Origin of the sequence: Actinoallomurus sp. CA-150999, from assembly GCF_050942425.1 — a bacterium.
Lineage (GTDB): Bacteria > Actinomycetota > Actinomycetes > Streptosporangiales > Streptosporangiaceae > Actinoallomurus.
Genome location: NZ_CP192063.1, coordinates 8,688,041 through 8,713,567 on the forward strand (window position 1 = coordinate 8,688,041; position 25,527 = coordinate 8,713,567).

The 25,527-nt window shown below is 68.9% G+C and carries 21 protein-coding genes; 11 read left to right on the top strand and 10 right to left on the bottom strand.

Annotation, left to right across the window (positions count from 1 at the left end):
* Positions 1 to 242: 242 nt before the first annotated feature.
* Positions 243 to 1,451 carry an RNA-guided endonuclease InsQ/TnpB family protein gene (locus ACQP2O_RS40205; RefSeq protein WP_433174437.1) on the bottom strand — a complete coding sequence of 403 codons (1,209 nt, stop codon included), beginning with the start codon at positions 1,449 to 1,451 and terminating at the stop codon, positions 243 to 245.
* Positions 1,452 to 1,606: 155 nt separating this feature from the next.
* On the opposite strand from ACQP2O_RS40205, the gene ACQP2O_RS40210 reads away from it, so the two are divergent.
* The 3 genes from ACQP2O_RS40210 to ACQP2O_RS40220 are packed head-to-tail and all read left to right on the top strand — an operon-like array spanning position 1,607 to position 4,126.
* Positions 1,607 to 2,236, top strand: a complete 630-nt coding sequence (locus ACQP2O_RS40210; protein WP_433174439.1) for a TetR/AcrR family transcriptional regulator — start codon at positions 1,607 to 1,609, stop codon at positions 2,234 to 2,236.
* A 12-nt stretch (positions 2,237 to 2,248) separates the two neighbouring features.
* The gene (locus ACQP2O_RS40215) at positions 2,249 to 3,247 is read left to right on the top strand and encodes an AurF N-oxygenase family protein (protein WP_433174440.1); all 999 of its coding nucleotides are present in this window, start codon (positions 2,249 to 2,251) and stop codon (positions 3,245 to 3,247) included.
* A gap of 57 nt (positions 3,248 to 3,304) precedes the next feature.
* Positions 3,305 to 4,126 carry an SDR family NAD(P)-dependent oxidoreductase gene (locus tag ACQP2O_RS40220; RefSeq protein WP_433174441.1) on the top strand — a complete coding sequence of 274 codons (822 nt, stop codon included), beginning with the start codon at positions 3,305 to 3,307 and terminating at the stop codon, positions 4,124 to 4,126.
* Positions 4,127 to 4,174: 48 nt separating this feature from the next.
* On the opposite strand, the gene ctaD is transcribed toward ACQP2O_RS40220, so the two are convergent.
* Entirely contained in the window at positions 4,175 to 5,851 is a 1,677-nt protein-coding gene (gene ctaD, locus ACQP2O_RS40225; protein WP_433174442.1) for an aa3-type cytochrome oxidase subunit I, read from the bottom strand.
* 202 nt (positions 5,852 to 6,053) lie between these two features.
* Here ctaD and ACQP2O_RS40230 point away from each other — a divergent pair, with 202 nt between their 5' ends.
* Complete coding sequence (locus ACQP2O_RS40230; protein WP_433174443.1) at positions 6,054 to 8,066, top strand: S53 family peptidase; 2,013 nt, start codon at positions 6,054 to 6,056, stop codon at positions 8,064 to 8,066.
* A 55-nt stretch (positions 8,067 to 8,121) separates the two neighbouring features.
* Here the strand turns inward: ACQP2O_RS40230 and ACQP2O_RS40235 are convergent, their stop codons facing one another.
* From ACQP2O_RS40235 to ACQP2O_RS40265, 7 genes are all read right to left on the bottom strand, one after another.
* Positions 8,122 to 8,814, bottom strand: coding sequence for a TetR/AcrR family transcriptional regulator (locus ACQP2O_RS40235; RefSeq protein ID WP_433174444.1), 693 nt, complete (start codon positions 8,812 to 8,814; stop codon positions 8,122 to 8,124).
* 114 nt (positions 8,815 to 8,928) lie between these two features.
* The gene (locus tag ACQP2O_RS40240; protein WP_433174445.1) at positions 8,929 to 10,185 is read right to left on the bottom strand and encodes an amidohydrolase family protein; all 1,257 of its coding nucleotides are present in this window, start codon (positions 10,183 to 10,185) and stop codon (positions 8,929 to 8,931) included.
* 27 nt (positions 10,186 to 10,212) lie between these two features.
* Positions 10,213 to 11,637 carry an amidase gene (locus ACQP2O_RS40245; protein WP_433174446.1) on the bottom strand — a complete coding sequence of 475 codons (1,425 nt, stop codon included), beginning with the start codon at positions 11,635 to 11,637 and terminating at the stop codon, positions 10,213 to 10,215.
* Entirely contained in the window at positions 11,634 to 13,481 is a 1,848-nt protein-coding gene (locus ACQP2O_RS40250; protein WP_433174447.1) for a dipeptide ABC transporter ATP-binding protein, read from the bottom strand. Before ACQP2O_RS40250 ends, ACQP2O_RS40245 begins: the two co-directional genes overlap by 4 nt.
* A 10-nt stretch (positions 13,482 to 13,491) precedes the next feature.
* The gene (locus tag ACQP2O_RS40255) at positions 13,492 to 15,069 is read right to left on the bottom strand and encodes an ABC transporter substrate-binding protein (RefSeq protein ID WP_433174448.1); all 1,578 of its coding nucleotides are present in this window, start codon (positions 15,067 to 15,069) and stop codon (positions 13,492 to 13,494) included.
* An 80-nt stretch (positions 15,070 to 15,149) separates the two neighbouring features.
* Positions 15,150 to 16,040 carry an ABC transporter permease gene (locus tag ACQP2O_RS40260; protein WP_433174450.1) on the bottom strand — a complete coding sequence of 297 codons (891 nt, stop codon included), beginning with the start codon at positions 16,038 to 16,040 and terminating at the stop codon, positions 15,150 to 15,152.
* Entirely contained in the window at positions 16,037 to 17,065 is a 1,029-nt protein-coding gene (locus ACQP2O_RS40265; RefSeq protein ID WP_433174451.1) for an ABC transporter permease, read from the bottom strand. Before ACQP2O_RS40265 ends, ACQP2O_RS40260 begins: the two co-directional genes overlap by 4 nt.
* A 507-nt stretch (positions 17,066 to 17,572) precedes the next feature.
* On the opposite strand from ACQP2O_RS40265, the gene ACQP2O_RS40270 reads away from it, so the two are divergent.
* The 6 genes from ACQP2O_RS40270 to ACQP2O_RS40295 all read left to right on the top strand — a co-directional run bounded on the left by ACQP2O_RS40270 (position 17,573) and on the right by ACQP2O_RS40295 (position 23,850).
* Complete coding sequence (locus ACQP2O_RS40270; protein ID WP_433174452.1) at positions 17,573 to 18,112, top strand: RICIN domain-containing protein; 540 nt, start codon at positions 17,573 to 17,575, stop codon at positions 18,110 to 18,112.
* A 618-nt stretch (positions 18,113 to 18,730) separates the two neighbouring features.
* Positions 18,731 to 19,969 (top strand): MFS transporter, encoded by a 1,239-nt coding sequence (locus tag ACQP2O_RS40275; RefSeq protein WP_433174453.1) that lies wholly within the window; start codon positions 18,731 to 18,733, stop codon positions 19,967 to 19,969.
* A gap of 118 nt (positions 19,970 to 20,087) precedes the next feature.
* Positions 20,088 to 20,888, top strand: a complete 801-nt coding sequence (locus ACQP2O_RS40280) for a helix-turn-helix transcriptional regulator (RefSeq protein WP_433174454.1) — start codon at positions 20,088 to 20,090, stop codon at positions 20,886 to 20,888.
* A gap of 100 nt (positions 20,889 to 20,988) precedes the next feature.
* The gene (locus ACQP2O_RS40285; protein ID WP_433174455.1) at positions 20,989 to 21,882 is read left to right on the top strand and encodes an aldo/keto reductase; all 894 of its coding nucleotides are present in this window, start codon (positions 20,989 to 20,991) and stop codon (positions 21,880 to 21,882) included.
* A 112-nt stretch (positions 21,883 to 21,994) separates the two neighbouring features.
* Positions 21,995 to 22,909, top strand: coding sequence for an aldo/keto reductase (locus ACQP2O_RS40290; protein ID WP_433174456.1), 915 nt, complete (start codon positions 21,995 to 21,997; stop codon positions 22,907 to 22,909).
* A gap of 77 nt (positions 22,910 to 22,986) precedes the next feature.
* On the top strand, positions 22,987 to 23,850 hold the full coding sequence (locus ACQP2O_RS40295) for a hypothetical protein (protein WP_433174457.1): 864 nt from the start codon (positions 22,987 to 22,989) through the stop codon (positions 23,848 to 23,850).
* Between the two features lie 24 nt (positions 23,851 to 23,874).
* On the opposite strand, the gene ACQP2O_RS40300 is transcribed toward ACQP2O_RS40295, so the two are convergent.
* Positions 23,875 to 24,786 carry a hypothetical protein gene (locus tag ACQP2O_RS40300; protein ID WP_433174458.1) on the bottom strand — a complete coding sequence of 304 codons (912 nt, stop codon included), beginning with the start codon at positions 24,784 to 24,786 and terminating at the stop codon, positions 23,875 to 23,877.
* A gap of 379 nt (positions 24,787 to 25,165) precedes the next feature.
* Between ACQP2O_RS40300 and ACQP2O_RS40305 the strand changes: the two genes are divergently transcribed.
* Positions 25,166 to 25,525: a hypothetical protein gene (locus ACQP2O_RS40305; protein WP_433174459.1), complete on the top strand. Its 360-nt coding sequence runs from the start codon at positions 25,166 to 25,168 to the stop codon at positions 25,523 to 25,525.
* The last annotated feature ends 2 nt before the right edge of the window (positions 25,526 to 25,527 follow it).

Consider the following 25,527-nt stretch of genomic DNA (forward strand, 5'->3'; position numbering starts at 1 on the left):
GACAACCCTGGCCACATCTCCCCAGACGGGCCGCCTACTTGGCCACATCACTACGGAATCGGCCAGATCGGCGGCGACCTGACAGGGCGGCCCGGTCTTGTACGGGGGATCCAATAGTGTGATCGGGGCAACAAACAAGCAGTCTTGATTGCATGTGTGTTGGCGTTTACCGTCGAGGCATGTCATTGACTTCCTCCCTCTCCTGGGGAGGGGAGTCCCATCGGCCTTGCGGCCGATCCGGCTTACGCCGGGCGCCTCACGGCGCAGGGTTCCTGTTTCAGCGCCGAATGCGGAAGGGAGGACCCTTGCCGTCTGACACCAGCTCCACAGGCATCACCAGGGGTTCCCCCGGCTACGGCTCGACCAGCCGCAAGGATGTTCTTGGCCGCGTTGATGTCCCGGTCGTGCCGGGTGCGGCAGGTAGGGCACGTCCAGTGCCGGGTGGAAAGGCTCAGCTTGGCGAGCAGGTGCCCGCAGACCGAGCAGGTCTTAGAGGAGGGATACCAGCGGTCGATGACCACGACGGTGCGTCCGGTGCGTTCGGCCTTGTACTCAAGCTGCCGCCGGAACTCCCCCCACCCCGCATCGGAGATCGCCCGCGCCAGCCTGTGGTTCTTGACCATGTTGGTGATCGCGAGGTCTTCGATGACGATCGTGTCGGCCCTGCGGACGAGATTGGTGCTGGTGCGGTGCAGGAAGTCGGCGCGGGCGTTGCGGACCTTGCGGTGGGCGCGGGCGACCTTGGCCTTGGCCTTGCGCCGGTTCATGCTGCCACGCTGGCAGCGGGCCATGCGCCGCTGATAGCGGGCGAGATTGCGGGCCTTACGCTCCAGACGCCGGGGATTGGCGATGCGCTCCCCATCCGAAGTCACCGCAAAGTCCTTGACACCGAGGTCGACGCCGATGGTGTGCCCGGCCTGGTCCATGGGCTCGGGCGCTTGAGTGTCGATGGCGAACGTCACGTACCAGCGGCCGTCCGCCTCACGGGAGATGACGACCATGGTGGGGTTGAGCGTGGGCAGGTCCACGTCCTCAAAAGACCACACGAACCTCAGCGGCGTGGTCGTCTTGGCCATGTACAGCTCGCCGTTCTTCATGCGGAACGCCGACCGGGTGTAGTGCGCCGACTGCCGGGAGCCGCGATTCTTGAACCGTGGGTACTTGGCGCGGCCTGCGAAGAAGTTCGCGAACGCCGCATGCTGATGCCGCAACGTCTGCTGCAACGGAACCGAAGACACCTCCGACAAGAACGCCAGGTCCTCGGTCTTCTTCCACTCGGTCAAAGCGGCGTCGGTCTGCTTATAGGAGGTCTTCTCGCCCCGCTGATGGTAGGCCGCGTGACGTTCGGCCAGGGTCTTGTTCCACACCAGACGCACACACCCGAACGTACGGCTGAACACCGCCGCTTGCTCGGGGTCCGGGTAGGCCCGGCACTTGTACGCCGTCCGCATGACCGACACGTTACAACCGCGATCCGAATGTGTAAGTCGAATGACCGAATGTCGGCGAACTCCGCCTTTGGACCGTTTAGGCGATGCCGGGCCGCTCCTGACGGAGTCCGGATTCCTCCCCGGCCTGAAGGCCGGGGCAACCTTCGGAGGACTCGGTGACCAGTCGCCGACTTCACGGCCCGGTGCCGCGCCGCGCTTCCCGTACGCAGGAGGAGCGGCGTGCGGAGACCCAGGCCCGCCTGCTCGACGCGACGGTGGAATGCCTCGCCGAGCTGGGCTGGTCGAGCACCTCGACGACCGAGGTGGCCCGCCGCGCCGGCCTCTCGCGGGGCGCGCAGCAGCACCACTACCCCACGAAGATGCTGCTGGTCGCGGCCGCGCTCGAGCACCTGCTCGAGCGCCAGCGGCTCGCCTTCGAGCGGGCGTTCGCCGCGTTGCCGACGGAGCGCCGCAACGTCGAGGGCGCGCTGGACCTGCTGTGGGAGATATTCCGTCAGGCGCCCGCGCTGGCCCTCATGGAGCTGGCGATGGCGGCCCGCACGGACGAGACGCTGCGCGAGCTGAGCATCGGCATCAACGAGCGGATCATCCAGGTCATCCTCGAGGAGTTCCAGCGGCTCTTTCCGGAGTCGGTGGACGAGGAGACCGCGGGGACGCTCATCCGGACCGTGTTCGCCATGTTCGTCGGCCTGACGCTGCAGAACTCCCTCGACGACGACGCCAACGGCCACCAGGCGGCGGTGCTGACGCGGATCAAGAGCCTTGCCCGCCTGCTCATCCCCTAAGGGAGGAGTGTCATGCCAAATCCCCCGAGCAAGACGTTGGACGAGGAGATCCGCGCGAAGGTCTCCGACCGCGCGGCCTACACCAGTGTGATCGAGCGCCTGTCGAAGGCGTCGGTCGACAAGCACTGGGACGCCTACGCCGACATCCCCTGGGCCGACCCGGACTTCGCGGTCGATCCCGACGACCCCCGCTGGATCCTGCCGCCCGTCGACCCGCTCGGCCGTACGGAGTGGTACCGCTCGCAGCCCCCGGGCGTGCAGTCCCGGATCGGCCTGTGGCGCGTGGCCACCATGATGAAGATCGGCCTGCAGTTCGAGAACCTGCTCAAGCGCGGGCTGCTGGCCTACGCCTACCGGCTGCCGAACGCATCCCCGGAGTTCCGCTACGTCCTGCACGAGACGAGCGAGGAATGTCAGCACGCGATGATGTTCCAGGAGTTCGTCAACCGGACCGAGATGCCGATCCGCGGCATGCCCAAGGCCCTCGACCTGCTCGCCCAGATCTTCCCGCACGTCCCCAGGATCTCGACGGAGCTGTTCTTCATCTTCGTGCTGGGCGGCGAGGACCCCATCGACTACGTCCAGCGAAAGACGATCAAGGACGGCGACGGGCTGCACCCGCTGCAGGACACGATCATGCGGATCCACATCGCCGAAGAGGCGCGGCACATCTCCTTCGCCCGCCACTATCTACGGCACCGCGTGCCCGCGATGCACCCCCTGCGCCGCCGGGCGCTCGCCGTGGCCACGCCCCTGGTCCTCGGCCGGATGGCGCGGATCATGCTCGCTCCCCCGGGCCCGATGGTGAAGTACTTCGGCATTCCGAAGGAGGTCGTCCGCGAGGCGTACCGTACGGACGCCTGGTCTGCGGAGCTGAAGGCCTGCGTCGCCAAGGTCCGTGACCTCGCCGCCGAGCTCGGCCTGCTCAACCGCGTCAGCACGCGGGTGTGGAAGGTCGTCGGCCTCTGGGACACCCCGAAGAAACCGCGCCGGGCCCGAGCGGCCCGCTAGGGGGTGTCCTGTGGATCTTTGCCCGATACCCCCTAGACCCGTACGAGGAGTCCTCGCATGACCTCCCGGATCGCCATCGTCACCGGCGGAGCCTCCGGCATCGGCCGCGCCATCGCGACCGCACTCGCGGCGCGCGGCGACACCGTGACCGTGGCCGACATCGACGCCGACGGCGCGAAGAAGGTCGCGGACCGGCTGTCCGAGCACGCGAAGGTCACGGCCGCCGCCCTCGACGTGACGGACGCGGACGCGGTCGCCGCGCTGTACCGGTCGGTCCGGGAGGAGCACGGCCGCCTGGACCTGGTGTTCAACAACGCCGGCATCGCGGTCGGCGGGCTGACCGAGGAGCTGACCCTCGACCACTGGAACCGCACCATCGACGTCAACCTGCGGGGCGTCGTCCACGGCGTGCACGCGGCGTACCCGATCATGTTGGAGCAGGGGCACGGGCACATCGTGAACACCGCGTCGATGGCCGGCCTGGTGCCCGCGCCGCTGATGCTGCCCTACACCGCCACCAAGCACGCGGTCGTCGGGATGAGCCTCGCGCTCCGCGCCGAGGCGGCGAGCCGGGGCGTCCGGGTCAGCGCGATCTGCCCGGGCTTCGTGGACACGCCCCTGCTCGACAATGCCAACCCGGACCTGCCGGAGACCGAGGCCGCGAAGAACGCCCGCCAGGCGGCGCAGCGCGTGCAGCGCAGGCTCTACACCGCCCCCGAGCTGGCCCGCGACGTGCTGCGGGGCATCGACCGCAACGACCCGCTCATCGTGGCCCCCGCCTCGTCCCGCGCGGCGTGGCTGGCCGCCCGGCTGTGGCCCCGGGGCGCCGTACGCGTCGCCGGCCTCAGCGTACGGCGCATGCGCGGCTTCGCACGCTGAGGCGTGCGGCTCCGGACGGCCGGTGCCGCCGGGTCCGGGAGGCCGCTCTCAGTGTTCCTCGCCGGCCGGGAGCTCCTCGGCCGGTGGCGATGGCAGGCGCGGGTAGTGCAGGTCGAAGGCGGGGCGCTCGGAGCGGATCCGCGGGATCGAGGTGAAGTTGTGGCGCGGCGGCGGGCATGAGGTCGCCCACTCGAGAGAGTTGCCGAAGCCCCAGGGATCGTCGACGCCGACACGCGGCGCCTTCCGCGTGGTGATGAACACGTTCCAGATGAACACCAGCGTGGAGGCCCCCAGCAGGAACGCGCCCATGCTGGAGATGAAGTTGAGCGGTGCGAACTCCCGGGCGTAGTCGGCGACCCGCCGCTGCATCCCCTCGGCCCCGAGCCAGTGCTGGACCAGAAAGGTCGTGTGGAAGCCGACGAACAGCATCCAGAACTGGATCTTTCCGAGCCGGTCATTGAGCATCTTCCCGGTCATTTTCGGCCACCAGAAGAAGAACCCGGCGAACATCGCGAAGACGACGGTCCCGAAGACCACGTAGTGGAAGTGCGCCACCACGAAGTACGAGTCGGTGACCTGGAAGTCCAGCGGCGGCGAGGCGAGGATGACGCCGGTCAATCCCCCGAACAAGAACGTCACGAGGAACCCGATGGCCCACAGCATCGGTGATTCGAACGACAGGTGTCCCCGCCACATCGTGCCGGTCCAGTTGAAGAACTTCACCCCGGTCGGGATCGCGATCAGGAACGACATGAAGGAGAAGAACGGCAGCAGCACCTGGCCGGTGGCGAACATGTGATGCGCCCAGACGGCCATCGACAGGCCGGTGATCGCGATGGTGGCGGCGACCATGCCGATGTACCCGAACAGCGGCTTCCGGCTGAACACCGGGATCACCTCGGTGATGATCCCGAAGAACGGCAGCGCGATGATGTACACCTCGGGGTGTCCGAAGAACCAGAACAGGTGCTGCCAGGTCATGGCACCGCCGTTCTGGGCGTCGAACACGTGCGCGCCGAGCTTACGGTCCGCCTCCAGGACGAGCAGCGCCGCGGCCAGCACCGGAAACGCCATCAGGACGAGGACGCTGGTGAACAGGACGTTCCACGTGAAGATCGGCATCCGGAACATCGTCATGCCCGGCGCCCGCATTCCGATGATCGTCGTGATGAAGTTGACCGCGGTCAGGATCGTGCCAAGGCCGGACAGCACCAGCCCCATGATCCATAGATCCCCGCCGATTCCGGGCGATCTGACCACGCTGTTCAGCGGCGCGTAGGCGGTCCAGCCAAAGGCTGCCGCACCGCTGGGCGCGAACGCCGAGGCGAGCACGATCAGCCCGCCGAACAGGAACAGCCAGTAGCTCAACATGTTCATCCGCGGGAACGCGACGTCCGGCGATCCGATCTGCAGCGGCATGATGACGTTCGCGAAGCCGGCGAACAGCGGCGTCGCGAAGAGCAGGAGCATGATCGTTCCGTGCGTCGTGAACAGCACGTTGAACTGTTCCCTGCTCACCATCTGCAGGCCCGGCCGCATCAACTCGGCACGGATCAGCATCGCCATGAGCCCCGCGATCAGGAAGAACCCGAACGATGTCGCCAGATAGAGCTGACCGATCACCTTGTGATCGGTCGACGTGAGCCACGCGACGACTTGTTGCCCCTTCGTGCGGGGCCGAGACCGCGCTGCAGCGGCCGGGGGCGTACGACCGAGTAGGACCATGAGGTCTCCCCTGCCCTGAGGCATCGCCGCAACCCACTATTCGCCCTCGTCACGCGACACGCAAGAGCGCTGCTCGATGTCCACATGTGGCCCTTGGTTCCCGATTCTTGCATCTATTTCATAACGTCTCTTGATTCACGGGAGCCCCACCGAAATCCTCGCGACGCGGCGATCATTTCGCCGCTCACGAAAGGACGGGTGGATGTCCCGAGACGGACGACGTCGTCGTGCGCTGACGGCCGCGGCCCTGGCCCTGCCGCTCATCGCGGCGGGTCTGGCGGCCACGACCACGGCGCAGGCGAACGACCGCAGGCCGGTCGCCGGCACCAAGCCCACATGGGCGCGTGCCTCCGCCGACCGCGGCAAGACCAGCGACGAGCAGCGGCTCGACGCGAGGATCTGGCTGGGCGGCAAGGACCCCAAGGGCCTCGACGCCTACGCCCAGGCGGTCTCCACGCCGGGCAGCCCGCAGTACCGCAAGTTCCTCAGCCCCGCCGACTTCAACGCCCGCTTCGGCCCCTCGGCCGAGCAGGTGAGCGCCGTGAAGTCCTGGCTGACCTCCTCACATCTGCAGGTCGCCGCCGTCAACAGCCACTACATCCAGGTCACCGGGCAGGTCGCCCAGGCGAAGAAGGCGTTCGGCACCGACTTCCGCAACTACGCCGCCCAGGGCGCGGTCGTCCGGGCGCCCTCCGGCGAGGCGACCATCCCCGCCTCGGTCTCCTCGGCCGTGCTGACGATCACCGGCCTGGACAGCGCCAAGCACGTCCGGATCCACGGCGACACGCTGCCCCCGCCCGAGCCGAACTACTGGGTCGCCCAGCCGTGCGCGCAGTACTACGGGCAGAAGGTGGCCACGGCCCAGCCGAAGGCCTACGGCAAGCACCAGTCGCGCGCGATGTGCGGTCTGCTGCCCAAGCAGCTGCGCGGAGCGTACGGCGCCACGGCGAGCGGGCTCACCGGCAAGGGCGCGACGGTCGCCATCGTCGACGCCTACGCCGCGCCGAAGATGCTCGAGGTCTCGAACGTCTACTCCAAGAAGTACGGTGAGCAGCCGTTCGCCAAGGGCCAGTACCAGGAGGCCCTGCCCGCCACCTTCGACAACACCGACGCGTGCGGTGCGGCCGGGTGGTACGGCGAAGAGGCGCTCGACGTCACGGCCGTGCACGCGGTGGCACCCAAGGCCAACGTCGTCTACGTCGGCGCGCAGAACTGCCTCGACACCGGACTCGACGACGCCCTCATCAAGATCGTCGACAATCACCTGGCCGGCATCGTCAGCAACTCCTGGGGCGACCTGTCGGAGCACTACACGCCGGCGATGATCGATGCGGAAGAGTCGATCTACAAGCAGGGTGCCATCGAGGGCATCGGCTTCTACTTCTCCACCGGCGACTGTGGCTACGAGGTTCCGAACACGCCGTGCCAGGCGCGGTACGGCGACAGCGGGTCGACGAAGCGCCAGACGGACATGCCCGCCTCCGACCCGTGGGTGACCGCGGTCGGCGGCACCAGCCTCGCCGTGGACGGCCACAACCGGTACGCGTTCGAGACCGGCTGGAACATGAGCAACGACAACCTGTCCAAGGACGGCAAGACGTGGGACCCGGCGCCTCCCGGCCAGTACCCGGCCGACTACGCGGGCGGCTCGGGCGGCGGCACCAGCGCGCTGTTCACCCAGCCCGGTTACCAGCGGGCGGTCGTGCCGTCGTCGCTGAGCCGGACGCTGCCGGACGGTTCGAAGGCTGCCAAGCCGATGCGCGTCATCCCGGACATCTCGGCCGTCGCCGACTCGACGACCGGCATCCGCTACCCGATCTGGGCGCAGCTGCCGGACGGCACGTTCGGCTACGCCGAGAGCCGCGTCGGCGGCACCAGCCTGGCCTGCCCGGTGATCGCCGGCCTGCAGGCGCTCGCGCAGCAGCGCCAGGGCGGCGCGCCGCTCGGCTTCGCCAACCCGGCGATCTACCTGCGGGCGAACAAGGGCCTGTACCACGACGTGACCGACCACCCGCTCGGCAAGAACCCGGTGGCCTTCGTACGGACCAACTACACCGACCCGTACGGCAAGAAGGGCCCGCTGGTCTACGTGCTGCGCACCACCGGCAACTACGGCATCCCCAAGGGTGACGCGCTGCCGGCCGTCCGCGGCTACGACGACATCACCGGCGTCGGCACCCCGACGGCGAGGTACCTGTTGTCCTACCGGTTCTAGTCGAATCGGATCCAGAGCCGGCCGGGCGCTCGCGAGCGCCCGGCCGGCTCTCTCGTCAGATCTCGACGCCCGCGAGGGCCAGCATGCGGAGCATGCCGTCGATGTAGGCCGCCAGGCCGGATTCGAACTGCTCGTCGGACGGCAGCTCCACGAGCTCGTCGACCAGGCTCACCACCTGCGGGAAATCCTGGACGGGGAGCCCGCGGTAGAAGTGCCTTCGCCGCCGACGTCCCTCGGCCCCGTCGACCGCGTCCGTACGGCCCCAGCGGCGTGGGACCTGATAGCCGGAGAAACCGATCGCATAGGTGATCAGGAACCCGTAGCACCGCACCGCCAGCGGGCCGGGGATCCCAGCGTCCACCAGCCGCTGGAGAACCACCTCCATCGCGCCGCGCACGGCGCGCCGGCTGTCGGTGATGCGCGTGGTGAGCAGCCGGACGACGCTGGGGTGTTCGCGCATCATCTGAAAGAACGCGTACGCGACGGTGTGCAGCGCCTCCGCCGGCCCGGCGGCGGGTTCGTCGGGCAGGTGCATGCCGCCCAGCACCCGGTCCGCCATCGCGTCGAGGATCTCGTCCTTGTTGCGGAAATACCCGTACAACGTCATCGCGCCGACGTTCAGCTCGCCTGCGAGCCGACGCACGGTCAGCCGGTCGAGGTCCGCTTCGCTGTCGGCGATGCGCAGGGCGACGTCGATGATGCGGTCGCGCGTCAGCGAGCGGTCACGCCCTCCTCGTCCCCGAGACATGAAACCCCTTCGTAACGCTGGTCAAAGCGTACGGTACGTCGGTGTTTCCGTTTCCACGGTGATCGAACGGCCGGCGGCGGGACACGGTCGCCGCCGGCCTCGACGGGATCTTCGCTACCCGGCGGCCTCGGTCAGTGCGCGCTTGACGAGCCGGCCCTCTTGCATCACCAGGACGACGTTCGCCGGGTCGCCGAGCAGGTCGATGTCGGCGACCGGATCGCCGTCGCACACCACGAGGTCGGCGATCTTTCCCGGCTCGACGGTGCCGAGCGTCTCGTCCAGGCCCAGCAGCTGGGCGGCGTTCAGCGTGCCGGCGCGGATGGCCTCCAGCGGCGACAGGCCCAACGTGACCATGTGGCCGAGCTCCCGGAGGTTCTGGCCGTGCGCGAACACGCCCGAGTCGGTGCCGAGCGCCACCTTCACCCCGCGCCGGACCGCCTCGCGCAGTCGCTCGACGGCGGCCTCGGCCATGCGCGTCTTCTGCTCGAGGGCCGCGGCCGTGAAGACCTTGTGATCCACGTGAAAGGTCGACTGGGTCGGGACCAGGAACGCGCCGGTCTCCAGCATGAGGTCGATGCCCTCATCGTCGATCAGATAGCCGTGCTCGATGCTGGTCACGCCACCGCGCAGGGCGTTCTTGATGCCCTGCGCGCCCTGTGCGTGCGCGGCGACCGGGCGGCCGCGGTGCCGGCGCGTCTCCTCCACGACCGCCCTGATCTCCTCGACGGTCAGGCCCTCGTCCTCGGGCTGGTCGCTCGGGCTGTTCACGCCACCGGTCGCGCAGACCTTGATGACATCGGCGCCCTCGCTGAGCAACCGCCTCGTCGCCAACCGGACCTGGTCGGGATCGTCGGCGAGCTCACTGAACGGCCCCAGAAGGCCCGACGGGTCGTACCCGCTGGGCAGCCGGAAGTCGGCGTGCCCGCCGGTGTGGCTCATCAACCGCAACGCGACGTGCAGCCGGGGGCCGTCGATCAGGCCGAGCGCCACCGCGTCCCGGTAGCCGGCGTCGATGCCGCCGAGGTCCCGCGCCGTCGTGACTCCCGCGTGCAACGTGTCCCGCATGCGCTGCGCCCGCTCGAAGACGGTCACCGTGGGCCGGTTGGTCACCAACCTTCCGGTGAAGTCGGCGTTGCTGTCCATGAGGAAGTGCACGTGGCAGTCGAAGAACCCCGGCAGGAGCGTCCGCCCGCCCAGATCGACGACCGTCGCGCCGTCGACCTGCGGCCTCGAACCCTCCGGCCCGACGTAGGTGAACCGGCCGTCCTCCACCACCACGGCCGTCGACTCGACCGGAGCCGCACCGGTGCCGTCGATCAGTCGGGCGCCGGTGAACACCGTCGGCGGGTGCTGCCTGCGATTCTCGGTCATCGTGTCCCTCTTCTGTGAGTCATGTGTTCAGTACGCGAAGACCGGCGGACGAAGCGCCGCCCAGGGGCGTTCGGCCTCCAGCTGTGCCGCCACCGCGACCAGGAGGTCCTCCCGGCCATAGGCCGCCGCCAGCTGGATCCCGATGGGCTCGCCGGACTCGGTCAGCGTCGCGGGCACCGCGATCGCGGGCTGCCCGGTCGTGTTGAACGGCGCGGTGAAGGTGAGCACGTCCACCGACCTCTGGAGGCCGTCGGCCTCCTCCCACGGCCATCCCACCGGCTTGGGCGGCGTGGCGAACACCGGGCTCAGCAGCAGGTCGAAGTCCTGCCACCAGTTCGCCATGTCGGCGCGCAGCCGGCCCTGCCAGGCGAGGGCGTCGGCGAGTTCCACCCCCGTGATCTCCCGCCCCCGCCGTACCCAGAACCAGGTGACGGCGTCGAGATCGTCCGGGCCGGGCTGCTCGCCGAGCTCCGCGATCAGCGCCTCGACCGTCTGGACCGCGGTGACGCTCAGCGCGTCGAAGAACGCCGCCAGGCACATCGGGTCGAGCATCGATTCGGGGTGGGCGTCCTCGACCTCGTGGCCGAGTCGCTCGAGTATCCGGGCGGTGTCCAGCACGGCCTCCCGTACCGGTCGCACGACCTGAGGGGCGTGGTCGGGCGCATGGGCGAGCACACCGATCCGAAGCCGTCCCGGATCGCGGCCGACCGTCGAGGCCAGGCCGTCCGGTGGAAGGGGCGCGGGGCCGCCCCGGTCTCCGGGCGCGCCGCCGCTCACCGCGTCGAGCACCGCCGCCGTGTCGCGTACGGTGCGGGTGACCACCGCCGGGACGCTGTGGCCCCACCGGTCCGGCCTGCCCGGACCCGCGCTGACGCGTCCCACGCTCGGTTTCAGGCCGATCAGGTGGCAGAACGCGGCCGGCATCCGGATCGATCCACCGCCGTCGCCGCCCTGTGCCACGGGCACCATGCCCGCAGCGACCGCGGCCGAGGCGCCGCCCGACGAACCGCCCGACGTCAGGTCGGTCCGCCACGGGTTCCGGGTGACGCCGTGGACGTGGCTCTCGCTGACCGAGACCAGGCCGAACTCCGGCGTCGAGGTCTGGCCGACGACGACGAATCCCGCCTCCCGCAGCCTCCGGTTGATGAGAGCGTCCTCCCGGGCGACGCGGCCGTGCCGGGCCACCCAGGCGGACCCGAGATTCGCCGGGTCTCCCCTGCTGTCATTGAGCGCCTTCACCAGCGTGGGCACACCCGCGAACGGGCCGTCCCCGCGCACGCCGTCCGCCTCGGCGAACGCCTGCTCGTACCTCCGGTGCGTGACGGCGTTGACCTGCGGGTCGGTCGCCTCGATGCGCTCGATGGCGGCCTCGACCAGCTCTCTCGGCGATGCCTCGCCCCGGCGGACCAGGTCCGCCTGAGCCACGGCGTCCATCGTGTCCGGCACCGTCATTCAGATCTCTCCCGATCCGCGGGGAAGTGGCACGCCACGGCATGCCCCGCATGCAGCGTGGACAGTTCCGGGACCTCGGCCCGGCATCGAGATTCGGCCCTCGGGCATCGAGCGGCGAACGGGCACCCTCGGGCCTCCGGCTGATCACCCGGCTCCGGGGGGCTCGCCGCGCCCGATTCGGGCCGGTCGCGCGGGTCGGGCGACGGAACGGCCTCGAGCAGCGCCCTGGTGTACCAGTGCGCCGGCGAGGCGAACAGCGCTTCCGCCTCCGCGATCTCCACGACTCGGCCCGCGTACATCACCATCACCCGGTCCGAGATCGCCTGCACGACCGCGAGGTCGTGGGAGATGAAGACGTAGGTCAGCTCCTCCGCCCGCTGGATCTTGAGCAGCAGGTCCAGTACCTGGGCCTGCACGGAGACGTCCAGCGCCGAGGTCGGCTCGTCCAGGACCACGACCTCGGGCCGGGCGGCGATCGCGCGGGCGATGGCGATGCGCTGCTTCTGCCCGCCGGAGAACTCGTGGGGCAGCCGGCCCGCGGTCTCCGGCGGCAGGCCGACCTCCGCCAGCACCTCCTCGACCCGTCGCCGCGCCTCGCCGCCGGTCACTCCGCTCGTGGCCAGCGGCTCGCGCACCGAGGTGGCCACGCGGAGCTTGGGGTTGAGCGAACCCGCCGGATGCTGGAACACCATCTGCACGGCACGCCGGAAGCCCTTCAGCCGCTTGCCGCGAAGCCTCCCGTAGTCGGCGCCGTTCATCTCCAATCGGCCCGAGCTCGGCTGATCCAGCCGAACCAGCATCTTGGCGAGGGTGCTCTTGCCCGAGCCGGACTCGCCGACGACGCCCAGCACCTCTCCCCGCCTGACCCGCACCGAGACGTCCCGGACCGCGTGCACGACACGGCCTCGCGACCCGAACCCGCGGCTCAGGCCGTCCGCCACGAAGAGCGCGTGGCCATCGGGTTCGGTCGTCCCGTCCGCGTCCTCCGCCGGCTGCGGCCGGACCCGCCTGCCCAGTCTGGGCATCGAGCCGAGCAGCATCTTCGTGTAGTCCGAGGTCGGGTGCAGGAGTACGTCCTCCACGGCGCCGCTCTCGACGATCTCGCCGTTCCGCATGACCGCCAGCCGGTCCGCGGTCTGCGCGATGACGCCGATGTCATGTGAGATCAGCAGGATCCCGACACCGAACTCGTCACGGACCGTCCGCAGCAGGCGCAGGATCTCCGCCTGCACGGTGACGTCGAGCGCCGTCGTCGGTTCGTCGGCCAGCAGCAGGCGCGGCTCTCCGGCCAGCGCGAGCGCGATCGCCACGCGCTGCCGCAGCCCGCCGGAGAGCTGATGCGGGTACTGCCGAGCCCGGCGCTCGGGCTCCGGCACCCGCACCCGGCGCAGCAGTTCGAGCACCGCCTGCTGCCGTTCCTTGCCCTTCAGGCCACGGTGCCGCGCCACGACCTCACCGATCTGCCGGCCGACCCGCATGCTCGGGTCCAGTGCTCCCATGGCGTCCTGGAACACCATCGCGACCTCGCTGCCGCGCAGCCGCGTGAGCGTCCTGCCGTCGGCGGCCGACAGGTCGGTGCCGCACACCTCGAACAGTTCGGCGGACACCTTCGCCTGTTTCGGCAGCAGTCCGAGGCACGCCATCGCGACGGAGGTCTTCCCGCTCCCGCTCTCGCCGATCAGGCCGACGATCTCCCCGGCGCGAACCGTCAGGTCGATGGCGCGGACGCCATCCGCCGCCGTGCCGTAGCGGACCGTGAAGTCGCGGCACCTCAGCACGGCTTCGGCGCGGCGAGCATCGTCCTTCTGCGTCTCTCCGGGGTCGTCCGCAGCTGCGACCTTCATCGTCCCTCCGTCACCCGATCCATGCGTCTTTCAGGAACATCCGGGTGCTCGACGGTTCGGTCTTGAACCCCGCGAGCTTCTTGGACCACACGTCGTAGACCGTGGGCGCGGCGTACGGGACGAGCACGTACACCCGCTGCGCGACGTACCGGTCGATGGCCGCGTACGTCTGGGCCCGAGCCTGGTCGCTGCCCGTCTGGTGGATGGCGTTCGCCATCTGCTTCCACAGCTCCGGGTCGTTGACCTTCGTCGTCTTCGACCCCTTCTGGAACCACAGGCTCAGGTACTGGCTGGGGTCGGCGTTGAGCGCGGAGGTCAGCTGGATCATGTCGGCGCCCCAGTTGCCGGACAGCAGGTTGCTGGTCAGCTGCTCGAAGGGGACCTGCGTGATGTCCACCTCCACGCCGATCTTCGACAGCTGCTCCTTGATGAGCTGCGCGGTGGCGAGCTTGTCCGGCCGGTTCGACCGGATCGCCAGCTTGAGCTTCACGGCTCCCGCCCCCGACGCGGCGAGCAGCTGCTTCGCCTGGTTCGGGTCGTACTGGGTGTTGGGCAGATCTCCCACCTGGTTCCCCATGACCGGATCCCCGGGCGGGATGACCCCCGAGGCGACGCCGGCCCCCTGCGACCCGACGCTGATGAGCTGCTTCCGGTCGATGCCGAGACTGATCGCCTGGCGCACCTTCTCGTTCGCCAGCGGGCCGCTCGTCGTGTTCAGGCCCAGCCAGTAGGCGCCGACGTCGTACTTGTCGCCCACCGTGAACCTGCGTTTCAGCACGGACGCGTTCTTGGGAAGGGCGACCTGAACGGCGTCCACGGCCCCGGACTGCAGGGCCTGCACGCGGGTCGACTCATCCGGGATGACCCGGTAGTCGATCTCGTTGATGTACGGCTTTGGCTTGTCCCAGTAGCCGTCGAATCGGACGGTCTTGATCAGGGAGCCTTCCTGGAACGCCGCGAGCTTGTAGGGGCCCGTCCCGTCCTCCTGCGTCTTGAGGGCGTTGGCCGGATGAGACCGGACCCACTGCTCGCTCACGATGCCGGCGCTCCACGGCTGCGCGAGCAGGTGCAGCAGCGAGGACTGCGGATCGGGCAGCTTCACCACGACCTTGTCGGCGCTCGGAGCGGTCACGTCCGTGAACTTGTAGAGCGCCGCGTACGGCGAATGCACCGCCGGGTCGACGATCCTCTTGAGGCTGAACACGACGTCGCTCGCCTTCAGCGGGCTGCCGTCGTGGAACGTGACGCCCTGCCGCAGCGTGAACTCGTACGTGGTCGGCGACGTCTGCTTCCACGAGGTCGCCAGTGCCGGCTTCAGGGTGCTGCCGTCGGATCCGAGTGAGAGAAGACCCTCGTAGAACTGCGCGGCGAAACGCTTCGCGTCGAATGCCTGGGCCAGGATGGGGTCGAGCCCGCTCAGCGGCTGGCTCTCGTCACCGACGGTGAGAATGCCGCCGCGGTGGGGCGTGCCGCCTCCCGTACCGGACTGCGCTTGGCCGCTGCCCCCACAGCCCGCCAAAGTGGTCGACGCGGCGGCGATCGCCGCCATCGTGAGTGCCAGTCTCCTGACCGGCATGCGTGAGGCCATGGTGCTGTCTCTTTCTCTGGGGAGGGGTGATCGATCGCCGGCGCCGTACGGGGCGCCGGTCAGATTGCGGAGCGGTGGTGTCAGACGACGGAGCGGCGGGAGGTCGCGAAGCCTTCGCCGATGAGTCCCCAGCCGATCGAGGACAAGAGCAGGGCCCCGCCGGCGCCGAGGACCAGCCAGGGCGAGTCCGTCAGGTAGTTCTGGGCCTCGGCGACCATCCGGCCCCAGCTCGGGGTCGGCGGCTGGACACCGAGGCCGAGATAGCTCAGCGCCGACTCCAGCAGGATGACGATGGCGGCCGAGTTGGCGAGCTGGACCATCATCAGGGGGAAGACGTTGGGCAGCAGATGCTTCGCGACGATCACGGGGGACCGCACTCCGGAGATCCGCGCGGACAGGACGAACTCCAGCTGACGGAGCTCGAGGCACCGTGCCCGGACGATCCGCGCGAAGTGCGGCAGGGAGACGAGAGACAGGACCGCGATCAGGGTCGTCACCGAGGGCGAGAAGACCGTCACCGCGACCAGGCCGAGCAGGATCGACGGAAACGACAGCAGGAGGTCGACGCCGCCCATCAGCAGGGTGTCCAGCCATCGACCGCCGACACCCGCGGCGAACCCGAGGGCGGAGCCGGCCACCAGCGCCAGCACCGAGCCCGCCAGCGCGATCGACAGCGACGTGCGGCCGGCGACGCACAACCGGACGAAGTAGTCCCGCCCGAGATCGTCCGTGCCCAGCCAGTGGGTGCCGTTCGGGGCGCTGAAGGGCGTCCCGGCGACCTGGCTCGCGGAGAACGGCCGGATCAACGGCGCGACGTACGCCATCGCGAACATCAGCACCAGGATGCCGAGGCCACAGGCGATCCCGGCGCGCACCGGAACGCGCCGCCGCCCGGGACGAGCGGGCGATCCATCCATGGCGGACGCCTTCTCGTTCGTGGACACGTCGGAAAGCACCGGCGACTCGCTCATCGCGACTCACCCACCCTCGGGTCGATCATCGGGTGGATGAGGTCCACCGCGAGATTCATCACGATGTACACGAGCCCGAGCAGCAGGATGCAGGCCTGCGTCACCGAGTAGTCCTTCTGCAGCAGCGAGTTCACGGTGAGCTGGCCGATACCCGGAATCGCGAAGACGTTCTCGATCAGGATGGAGTTACCGACCAGGCCGGCCAGTTGCAGTCCCGCCACCGTGACCACCGGACCCGACGCGTTCCGCAGGCCGTGCCGGACCGTCGCCTGCAACCGCGTCGCCCCGGTCGCCAGAGCGGTGCGCAGATAGTCCTGTTCGTAGACCTCGATCATCGAGGTGCGCATGAACCGGCACAGCGTCGCACCGAGGGGAAGCCCCAGGGCGAGTGCCGGCAGGACGATGCTCTGCAGATTCCGCCCCGGCCGGTCAGAGAACGGCACGAACCCGACGCTCGGCCAGCTCGGTACGACCGCCGACGCCAACAGGACGAGGCAGAGACCGAAGACGAACACCGGCGTCGCCAGCCCGAGAAAGGCGGCCCCGCGGGCCAGCCGGTCGAAGGCCCGGCCCTGCCGGAGGGCCGCGATCGCCCCGGCCGGCACTCCCCACAGCACCGAGACCACCGTCGCGGCCAGGGCGAGTTCCAGGGTGTTCGGGAGTCTCTGCTTGATGAGTTCGAGCACCGGCAGGCCGTTGTAGACCGACAGCCCGAAGTCGCCGTGGAAGAGCCTGCCGAGCCACAACAGGTACTGCTCCGCGATCGGCCGGTCGAGCCCGAGATCCTGCGCCAGCCGCGCCCGGGTCGCCGCGTCGGCGTACGGCCCGGCCAGAACGTCGGCCGGGTTTCCCGGAAGCAGCCGGACCAGTCCGAACGCGACGATCGACAGCACGAACAGGACCACGAGCCCGCGGAGAACCCGCCGGGCGATGAACGGTATCAACGGCGGCAGGGCGATCGCTCGCCCCGCCGGTCTCATGGCTGCGGCACTGCCGCCGGGCGGGCCCAGTCCGGTCGCCTGCATCCCCAGACCTCCTGGTTGGGAATCCGTACATAGTACGGATGATGGTTAGCGGCATCTTGGTGATGCTTGAACGGGGGGCCAAGCGACTCGTCCCACTGAGCGGACCGGCATATCAGCCCAGGCAGAGGCACCGCCCCGGCGGCAACGAGGACCCGCAGGCCCCCGAAAACCGCTGCGGAGACGTCGCGAGAAGGCCGATACCGGGCGACAGTGCTCGGACACGGTGTGTCCGGGTGCTTCGGGGACGAGGCGGAGAACGGGCCGCGGGTGGCGAACAGACGCCGCCGTGGCGGGCAGAGCGGTTATGAGCGTCTTGCGGCCGATACGCGCATCGTCACATTTGTGCGTCTTGCGCGGTTACAGCAGCCTTGTGTACTTTATGGCGGTCAGCGGCCTTCCGCCTCGTTCATGATCATCCGGAATTCGGTTTTCGGTCATCTGGTCGACCAATGATCACTCCGCGACGTTCGGATCTGGCGGGAAGCATCTCGCCGCATGATTCGCAGCATGTCACGGAAAAGCGCCATCGCCATCGGGTCTTTGGCGCTGGCGGCCGGGGCCATCGCGCTGAGCGCCCCCGCCGGAGCATCCACCACTCAGGTCAGGCAGGTCGCCGCCGCAAAGAAGGTCGCCTACTGGACCTTCAAGAACAAGAAGACCCTGACCTGCCTGACGGCCGGGAAAGGCAAAACCGCCTTCGTCGCCAAGTGCAACGGCAGTTCGTACCAGAAGTGGTACTGGGACGGCAGCGGCAGCATCGGCAAGTACAAGCTCCTTAGGAACAAGGCGACCAAGCGCTGCCTGGAAACAGCCGAGAGCGAGGTGGCGAAGTACAACAAGGTTTCGACCCAGACGTGCGGCGCCGGCGGCTGGAACGAGGGGGATGCTTGGCGGCTGACCTCCCACGGCACGCGCCTCGAGGCATCTGCGTTCGGGGGCGGTTACGGGCCTTATCTGCAGGCCAGCCCGAAGAAGGGTGCCCTCCGCGCCGGCGACATCTTCCCGGAGGGTCGGCCGTACGCGAACTGGAAGTCCACCGCCAAATGACCTGCCAGGCCTTCTCCGCCCGCTGATCGCATCAGGCCGGTCCCCTCGGGGACCGGCCTGATGCGATCATGCTCTCCTTGGCGTTCCCGCGCATGAACGCGCTCAGCTACCACCGCGTAGACGAACGACCGCAGACCGGTCGCCGGCACCAAACCCAAGGGCTTCGAGCCACTTTGACGTCGGTTTTGACGTGGCAGGCCCGGCATACCGGCCATCGACCCGTCAACGTCGGCGGCAACGTGACCACGACAGCGGCAAAGTCGCCGCAGTGCGGCCGGAACCGGCCCTCGTCGCTCGTCTCAGAAGTCGAGCGAACCCGCTGGATGCCACCCGACAGATCGACCGAGGCCACCACACACCTGTGTCCGCTGCTCTGGGGGTCTCTGCCAGTACCCCTCACAGCGGGGACTCCCACGTTCACGGCCATTTCCCGTTCCATGGTCAGTGGAACCGGCTGAGCACGCTCGGCCATGACGTGGTGATCGGCACCCGCGACGTCGAGCAGACCCTCGCGCGCACTCGGCCGCGCTGGGCACGTACGACTTCAACGTCGCGATCGTCCGCAAGTAGCAGCCTTTCACTCGGCTGGCACACCCCTGCTCTGTGAAAGGACTTTTCGTGCCCTCCGCGCCCGACCGCCGGATGACTCCGGCGCGCACCCTCATATTCGCGACCGCCGCCGGCCTGGCCGTCGGCAACCTCTACTGGGCCCAGCCCCTGATCGAGATCATCGCCGCGTCCCTGGACGTGTCGTCATCGAGCGCTGCGACGCTGGTGACGGTCACCCAGGTCGGCTACGCCCTCGGGATCTTCCTCCTCGTGCCGCTCGGTGACGTCCTCAACCGGCGACGGCTCATCCCCCTCGTCCTGACACTGTCCGCCGTGGCGCTCCTGGGCGCGGCCTTCGCCCCGACGTTCGCAGTGCTCCTCGCGCTGCTCGGCGGCGTAGGGCTGACGACCGTCGGCGCGCAGATGCTGACCCCGCTGGCCGGCGAGCTCGCCGAGCCCGAGCGCCGCGGACGAGTCGTCGGCACCGTCGCGTCCGGCATCTACATCGGCATCCTGCTCTCGCGCACGATCAGCGGGTTCGTCGCGGACCTCCTCGGCTGGCGGGCGATATACGTGATCGCGGCCGCGGCGACGCTCGCTCTCGCCGTCGTGATCCGCGCCGTCATCCCACCCCTCGAACCACGCGAACCCGTCCCTTATCCGCGCCTTCTCGGGTCGGTCTTCACCACCGTGGCGCGCCACCGCGCGGCGTCCCCGACCCTGGCCATCTGCGCCGCGAGCTTCACGGTGTTCTCGATGTTCTGGACGTCGCTGACCTACCTGCTGACAGCGGCTCCGTTCTCCTACTCGGCAGGCCAGATCGGCCTGCTGGGCCTCGTGGGAGTGGCCAGCGCCTTCGCCGCCCGGCGAGCCGGCGCCCTGCACGACCGCGGCTGGTCCGCCTCCGCCACCGGTGTCGCCCTGATCTTGCTGGCGCTGTCGTTGGTCGCCGCCTGGGCCGCGAACAGTTCGATCATCACGCTGATCGTCGTTGTCGTCGTCCTCGACGTGGCCGGGCAGTCCATCGTTGTGCTCGGACAGGCCCGGCTGTTCGCCCTGCCCGGCTCCGCCCGCAGCCGGCTGAACACCGCTCTCGTCGTCTGCAACTTCCTGGGCGGCGCCATCGGGTCGGCCGCCGTAGGCCCCCTGTGGGCATCCGGCGGCTGGTCGGCGATCATGACCGCCGCCCTGGCCGTCGCCCTTCTCACCCTCGTCGTGTGGGCACTCACCCGCGACCGCCTCAAGGAGGCAGGCCCCTCTGCCGCCGTTGCCGCCTCGCACGCCGAAACGACGGACGCATCCCTCTGACGGATGACCCGCCGGTCTTCCCGCGCCCCGACAGGGCGCACGCGCCTCTTCGGCACCTGCCGGAGAGGGGTACTGGCAGGGACTCTCACCGCATCCACCACGTCTTTAGGCTGGATTCATGGACAAACAGGCCGAAGTGAGCGCATTCCTCAAATCGCGCCGCGATCGGATCACGCCCGAACAGGCGGGCTTGCTGTCCTACGGGAAGCGCCGGGTGCCGGGGCTGCGCCGCGGCGAGGTCGCGATGCTGGCCGGTGTGAGCGTCGAGTACTACACGCGCCTGGAACGCGGCAACCTGGGCGGTGTCTCCGACAGCGTCCTGGACGCCCTCTGCAAAGCTCTGCGGCTCGACGACACCGAGCGCGACCACCTGTACACCCTGGCCCGTACGGCCAACGCCGGCCCGGCGCGCACCCGGCGCCGGCCCGCCAAGAAGCAGACCGTGCGGCCCAGCGTGCTGCGCGTCATCGAGGGCCTGCACGACCAGCCGGCGTACGTGCGCAACAACCGTCTGGACATCCTGGCCGCCAACCCCCTGGCCCGCGCCCTGCTCCACGAGGTGTTCGAGCAGGAGCCGGCCAACCCCTGCCGGTTCGTCTTCCTCGACCCGCGTGCCCCAAGGCTCTACCTCGACTGGGAACGCGTGGCCCGCAACGGAGTCGGCGTACTGCGGGTCGAGACCGCCAAGAACCCCTACGACCGCGAGCTGTGCAACCTGATCGGCGAGCTGTCCGCCCGCAGCGACGCCTTCCGCACCATGTGGGCCGAGCAGGACGTACACGTCTACACGAGGGGCACGAAGCGGTTCCTCCACCCGGTCGTAGGCGAGATGGCCCTCGTCCACGAAACGCTGGACCTGCCCGGTGACGACGGGCTCTCCATCACCGTCTACAACGCCGAGCCCGGCACCGAACACTGACACCGCCTCGGTTACGAGACCGGTGCTCCCGGATATTCCCCGCCAGAGGGGTAACAGCGAGGACTCCCTTCCCAGAGGAAGGCTCCCTACCGTGAACCGTATGAACACCACCGCATCTCTCACGCTGAACAACGGCGTCGTGATGCCGGCTCTCGGCTTCGGCGTATTCCAGTCCTCCCCGGACGAGACCGCCGCGGCGGTCGAGACCGCCCTGCAGACCGGATACCGGCACATCGACACCGCTGCCGCATACAGAAACGAGCGGGAAGTCGGCGAGGGCATACGCCGGTCAGGGCTGGACCGCTCGGAGGTCTTCATCGAGACCAAGGTCTGGGTGAGCGACTACGGCCACGACGAAACCCTGCACGCCTTCGACAAGGCCGCGGACAAGCTCGGTGTGGAACAGATCGACCTCCTCATCCTTCACCAGCCCGCGCCATCGCGGTTCGACCTGACCACAGCCGCCTACCGGGCGCTGGAGAAGTTGCTGGCCGACGGGAAGGTCCGCTCCATCGGCGTCAGCAACTTCACGCCCCAGCACCTGGCCACGCTGATCGAGCACACCGACGTCGTCCCGGCTGTGAACCAGATCGAACTGCACCCGTACTTCACCCAGCCCGAGATGCAGCAGACCGACCGTGCATACGGCATCCTCACCCAGGCGTGGTCGCCGATCGGCGGGATCACCTTCTACCCCGGCTGGGGCGAGCACCGCACCAGCACGCTGTCCGACCCGGTGCTGGGCAGGATCGCCGACACGCACGGGAAGACACCGGCCCAGGTCATGCTCCGCTGGCACCTGCAGCAGGGCCGCTCCGCCATCCCGAAGTCCACCAACCCCGCCCGTATCGCCGAGAACTTCGATGTCTTCGACTTCGCGCTCTCCCCCGAGGAACTGGCCGCCGTCGACGCACTCGACACCGGCGTACGCAGCGGCCCCGACCCCGACGTGCGGGACCCGTACAGCCTGGGCATCGTCATCGACGAAGCGTGATCGGGCACGGCACATCTCCATGTGAGCTTCGTTCGCGTCGTCAATGTGGAGCGGAATACATCGCTCCATCAGCGCTGCGCAAACGATCAGAAACACTGGCTAGGAGTCCACGATGACCAATACGCGCGAGCGTGAGCTGACCTCTGGGGTGCGGATTCCCCTTGTCGGCTTTGGAACCTTCCTCATCCCGAACGACCAGGCCGCGTCCGCCGTCGAAAATGCCCTGGCCGCGGGTTACCGGCACGTCGATACGGCCGAGGTGTACGAGAACGAGCTCGGCGTCGGCGAAGGGCTGCGTCGAGGTATGCAGCGAGAAGGTCTCGAACGCAGCGACGTCTTCATCACGACCAAGCTGTGGCCGCTGACGCAGGAACGCAACAAGACCGGTGCGGAGACCGTGCGGTCCCTCGACGAGAGCCTTGAACGACTGGGGCTGGATCAGGTCGACCTGTACCTCATCCACGCCACGTTCGGGCGTGAACAGCGCCTGGAGCAGTGGCAGGCGCTGGCTGAGGCGTACAAGAGCGGCAAGGCGCGTGCGATCGGCGTATCGAACTTCAACACCGCTCACATCGACGAGCTGATCGAGGCGGGACTTCCCGTTCCACACGCCGACCAGATCGAACTGCACCCCTGGTCCCAGAAGCCCCAACTGGTCTCTTACTTGAACCAGAAGGGCATCACACCCATCGCCTACAGCAGCCTGGCGCCGCTGTCGACCTGGCGCACCGCGCCCGGCCACCCGAGCGGGAAGACGCAGGAGATGCGCGCCGAAGGAGAGCACTCCGATTCCCCCTTCAAGAAGCTGGCGGAGAAGTACGGGGTGACCGAAGCGCAGTTCCTTCTGGGCTGGGGCGTGCAGAACGGCTATCCGGTGCTTCCCAAGAGCACCAACCCCGACCGTATGCGCGAGAACCTGGACGTCTTCTCGTTCCGCATCGACGACGCCGACCTGGAAGACATCCGCGGCATGGACCGCGGAGCAGGGCTCGCCTGGGGCGAAGTAGACCCCACCACGCACGGCTGAGCCACCCACAGCACCCTCCCGCCCAGGCTGCCAGGCGGTACGGTTCCGACTGATCTCAGCCTCGGGAGGGTTGTCGGATGTGCGTGTCGACGGCAGTGTCACAGTTCTCGGGCACGACTCTGTACCACGGTCAGACCAGGCATCCCGAGCATGGCCGGGTCCATGTGCTGGGCTATCAGAACACCGCCGTCAACCTGGCGAGCGGGCCGAACGCGATGCTCCTGCACGTGCCCGCCACCGGCATGACCCCGGCGAACTTCGTCGACACCCGCCAGTGCCCGCGCGTCCTGCGCGACATGGTCGACGCGCTCGCTCCCCCGACCCGCGGTTGGCGGCCGATGGCAGAGGGCTGCGTTGCGATGGCCGGCGGACCGCCGCCCGTTCAGATCTTCGACCATGACATCTACACCGTCGTACTGGCCACCGACCCCACCCTGATCCCTCAAGCGCTGGAACAAGTGCCCGAGCACCGACGGATCCAGCCCAACACACCACTGTTCGACTTCTACGCCGCTCGCTATCCCGGGCATGCGGTCATCGTGTGCTGTTTCGACAACACCGAGGCGAGATCGGCCAACCCACTGCTCATGTGGTACCGACCGCACAGCCTCCGCCACTTCGTACTACCGGCGCTGGACTGCCACACCGGAGGCGTTCCCGATCTGACCGCGCACGTCTCCACCGACCACTGGGTCATCCTCGGGCGCGAGAATCCCCCGACCTCATGGGGTGTCCCGGTCACCTACACCGCCGACGACAGCCGTGCCGGACATGGGCGGCACCCGGAACGGCACGGACCCGCCGCGCCCTACCTCCCAGCCCGGGTGATAGGCACACGCTTCACCAGCACCATGCCGAACGGGGACTTCACCATCCCGTACACCGACGTCATGCGAGGCGATCTCGGCGCTCTCCGTCGCACCACGGCCGCGGCCGCGTGACCGCTGGAGATCTCCGAACTTGGCTCACCCTCGTATGACGGAGTGGAGTTGCTCGCGGGCGTCGTGCATCTCCGGCACTCCGGCCCAGCGGCCGGACATCCGGTAGACGCTCTCGATGTGGGTGGTGACCCGCGCGGACGAGACGAGCGGGGCGATCCGGGCCAGAGCGGTCATCCGGACGGCCGCCAGGGACGGGTCGTCCGACCGCAGCGCCGCCTCGACCTCCCACGCCTGGTAGGCGACGGCGAGGAGGGCGGAGCACTGCGCGCTGAGGCGCACGGCCTCGGCGATGGTGGCGCGGGCGACGTCGTACTCGCGCATGCCGAGCAGCGCCACCCCGACGTTTCCGAGCATGTCGGCCGTCTCGTACGCGGGCAGCCCGTGGGCGGTCAGGGCCTCCTCGAGGACCTCTCGCGCCGCGCGTTCCCGTCCGGGCAGCAGGGCGAGTGAGCGCCCGAGGCGCAGCCGCAGCCATGCCTCGCGCGCCGGCGGCAGGTCGCCGAGCCGCAGGCCCCGCCGCGCGTACATCGCGCCGCGGTCGCCGCGCCGCTGGTCGATGTTGACGCGGCTGAGCGTGCTGTACGCGTCGGCCTGGGCGCGGATGCTGCCGGAGCGGCGGGCGAGTTCGAGGGCGAACGCCCCGGTCCGCTCGGCCGCCGGGTAGCGCCGCGAGTCGTAGAGGACGCGCGCGGCCTCGCCGGCCAGGTCCGAGGACGCCTCCTGGAGCGCGCGATCGGACCCGCCCACCGCCGGGCCGACCTTCCGCAGATGCCGCAGCGCCGTGGCGACGACCGGGGTGCCGCCCTGCTGGTACCGGTCGTGCGCGAGCCGTTCGGCGAGGTGCCGTACGTAGCCCGGGTCCTGATAGGGACCGACCTTCGGAGAGGGAACGAAAGTGATGGATGCTGCCGTCGCGACGAACTCTCTGCGCCTCACGGGATCGTCCTCCGAAATGGGCGATATGCGTACCTCCCAACCTATGCGGTTCAGAAGTCGTTTCGTTCGACCGATTCCCGGGTCTCGAATCCCGCGCGACGCCTGAGACACCCAGCTCTGAGATACGCCCAGCTCACGGGCCAGATCAAGCTGCGACCAGCCGCGCCGGCCCATGATCGATCGTAGTGCCTCAGGGAGGCCGTGACCGTCCATATTCGGAGGGTAGTGCGTATCGCACTTACCCGCTACCGCCCGCACCGATCAGCATGCATCATTTCCAACAAAGGGCGGGACTTGCCGAAACAGCCTCATTGACCAGCGGAAACAGCAGGTGTCGACGGCCTGTTCGAAGACCCTGCGATTCCGGAAGGGAACACCGATGGGCGCACACCCCACTCCTCACCGCGAAGCGCTCGAGCACGCGCTCCGCACGCTCGCCGACGCGGTCACCGGGATCGGGCTGCACGCCACGATCACCGGGCCCCTGACCCTGTCGGTGCGCGGCGACGCGCCTGCGCCCGACGATCTCGGCGACGGCATCGTCCATCTCTTCGAGCCGGCGGCGCCGCTCAGCCAGTCCGTCACGATCGAGTCCCGTGGGGGCCGATTGTGGTGGTGCTGGGTGTGGACCGACGCCGAGCGCGGCGGCCACGACTCCGAGCCGATCCTGCCGGTGGAGGAGATCGACGAGGTGGCGCGGCGCATCCGCACCGTCGTCGCCCTGCCCTCCGCGACCTGACC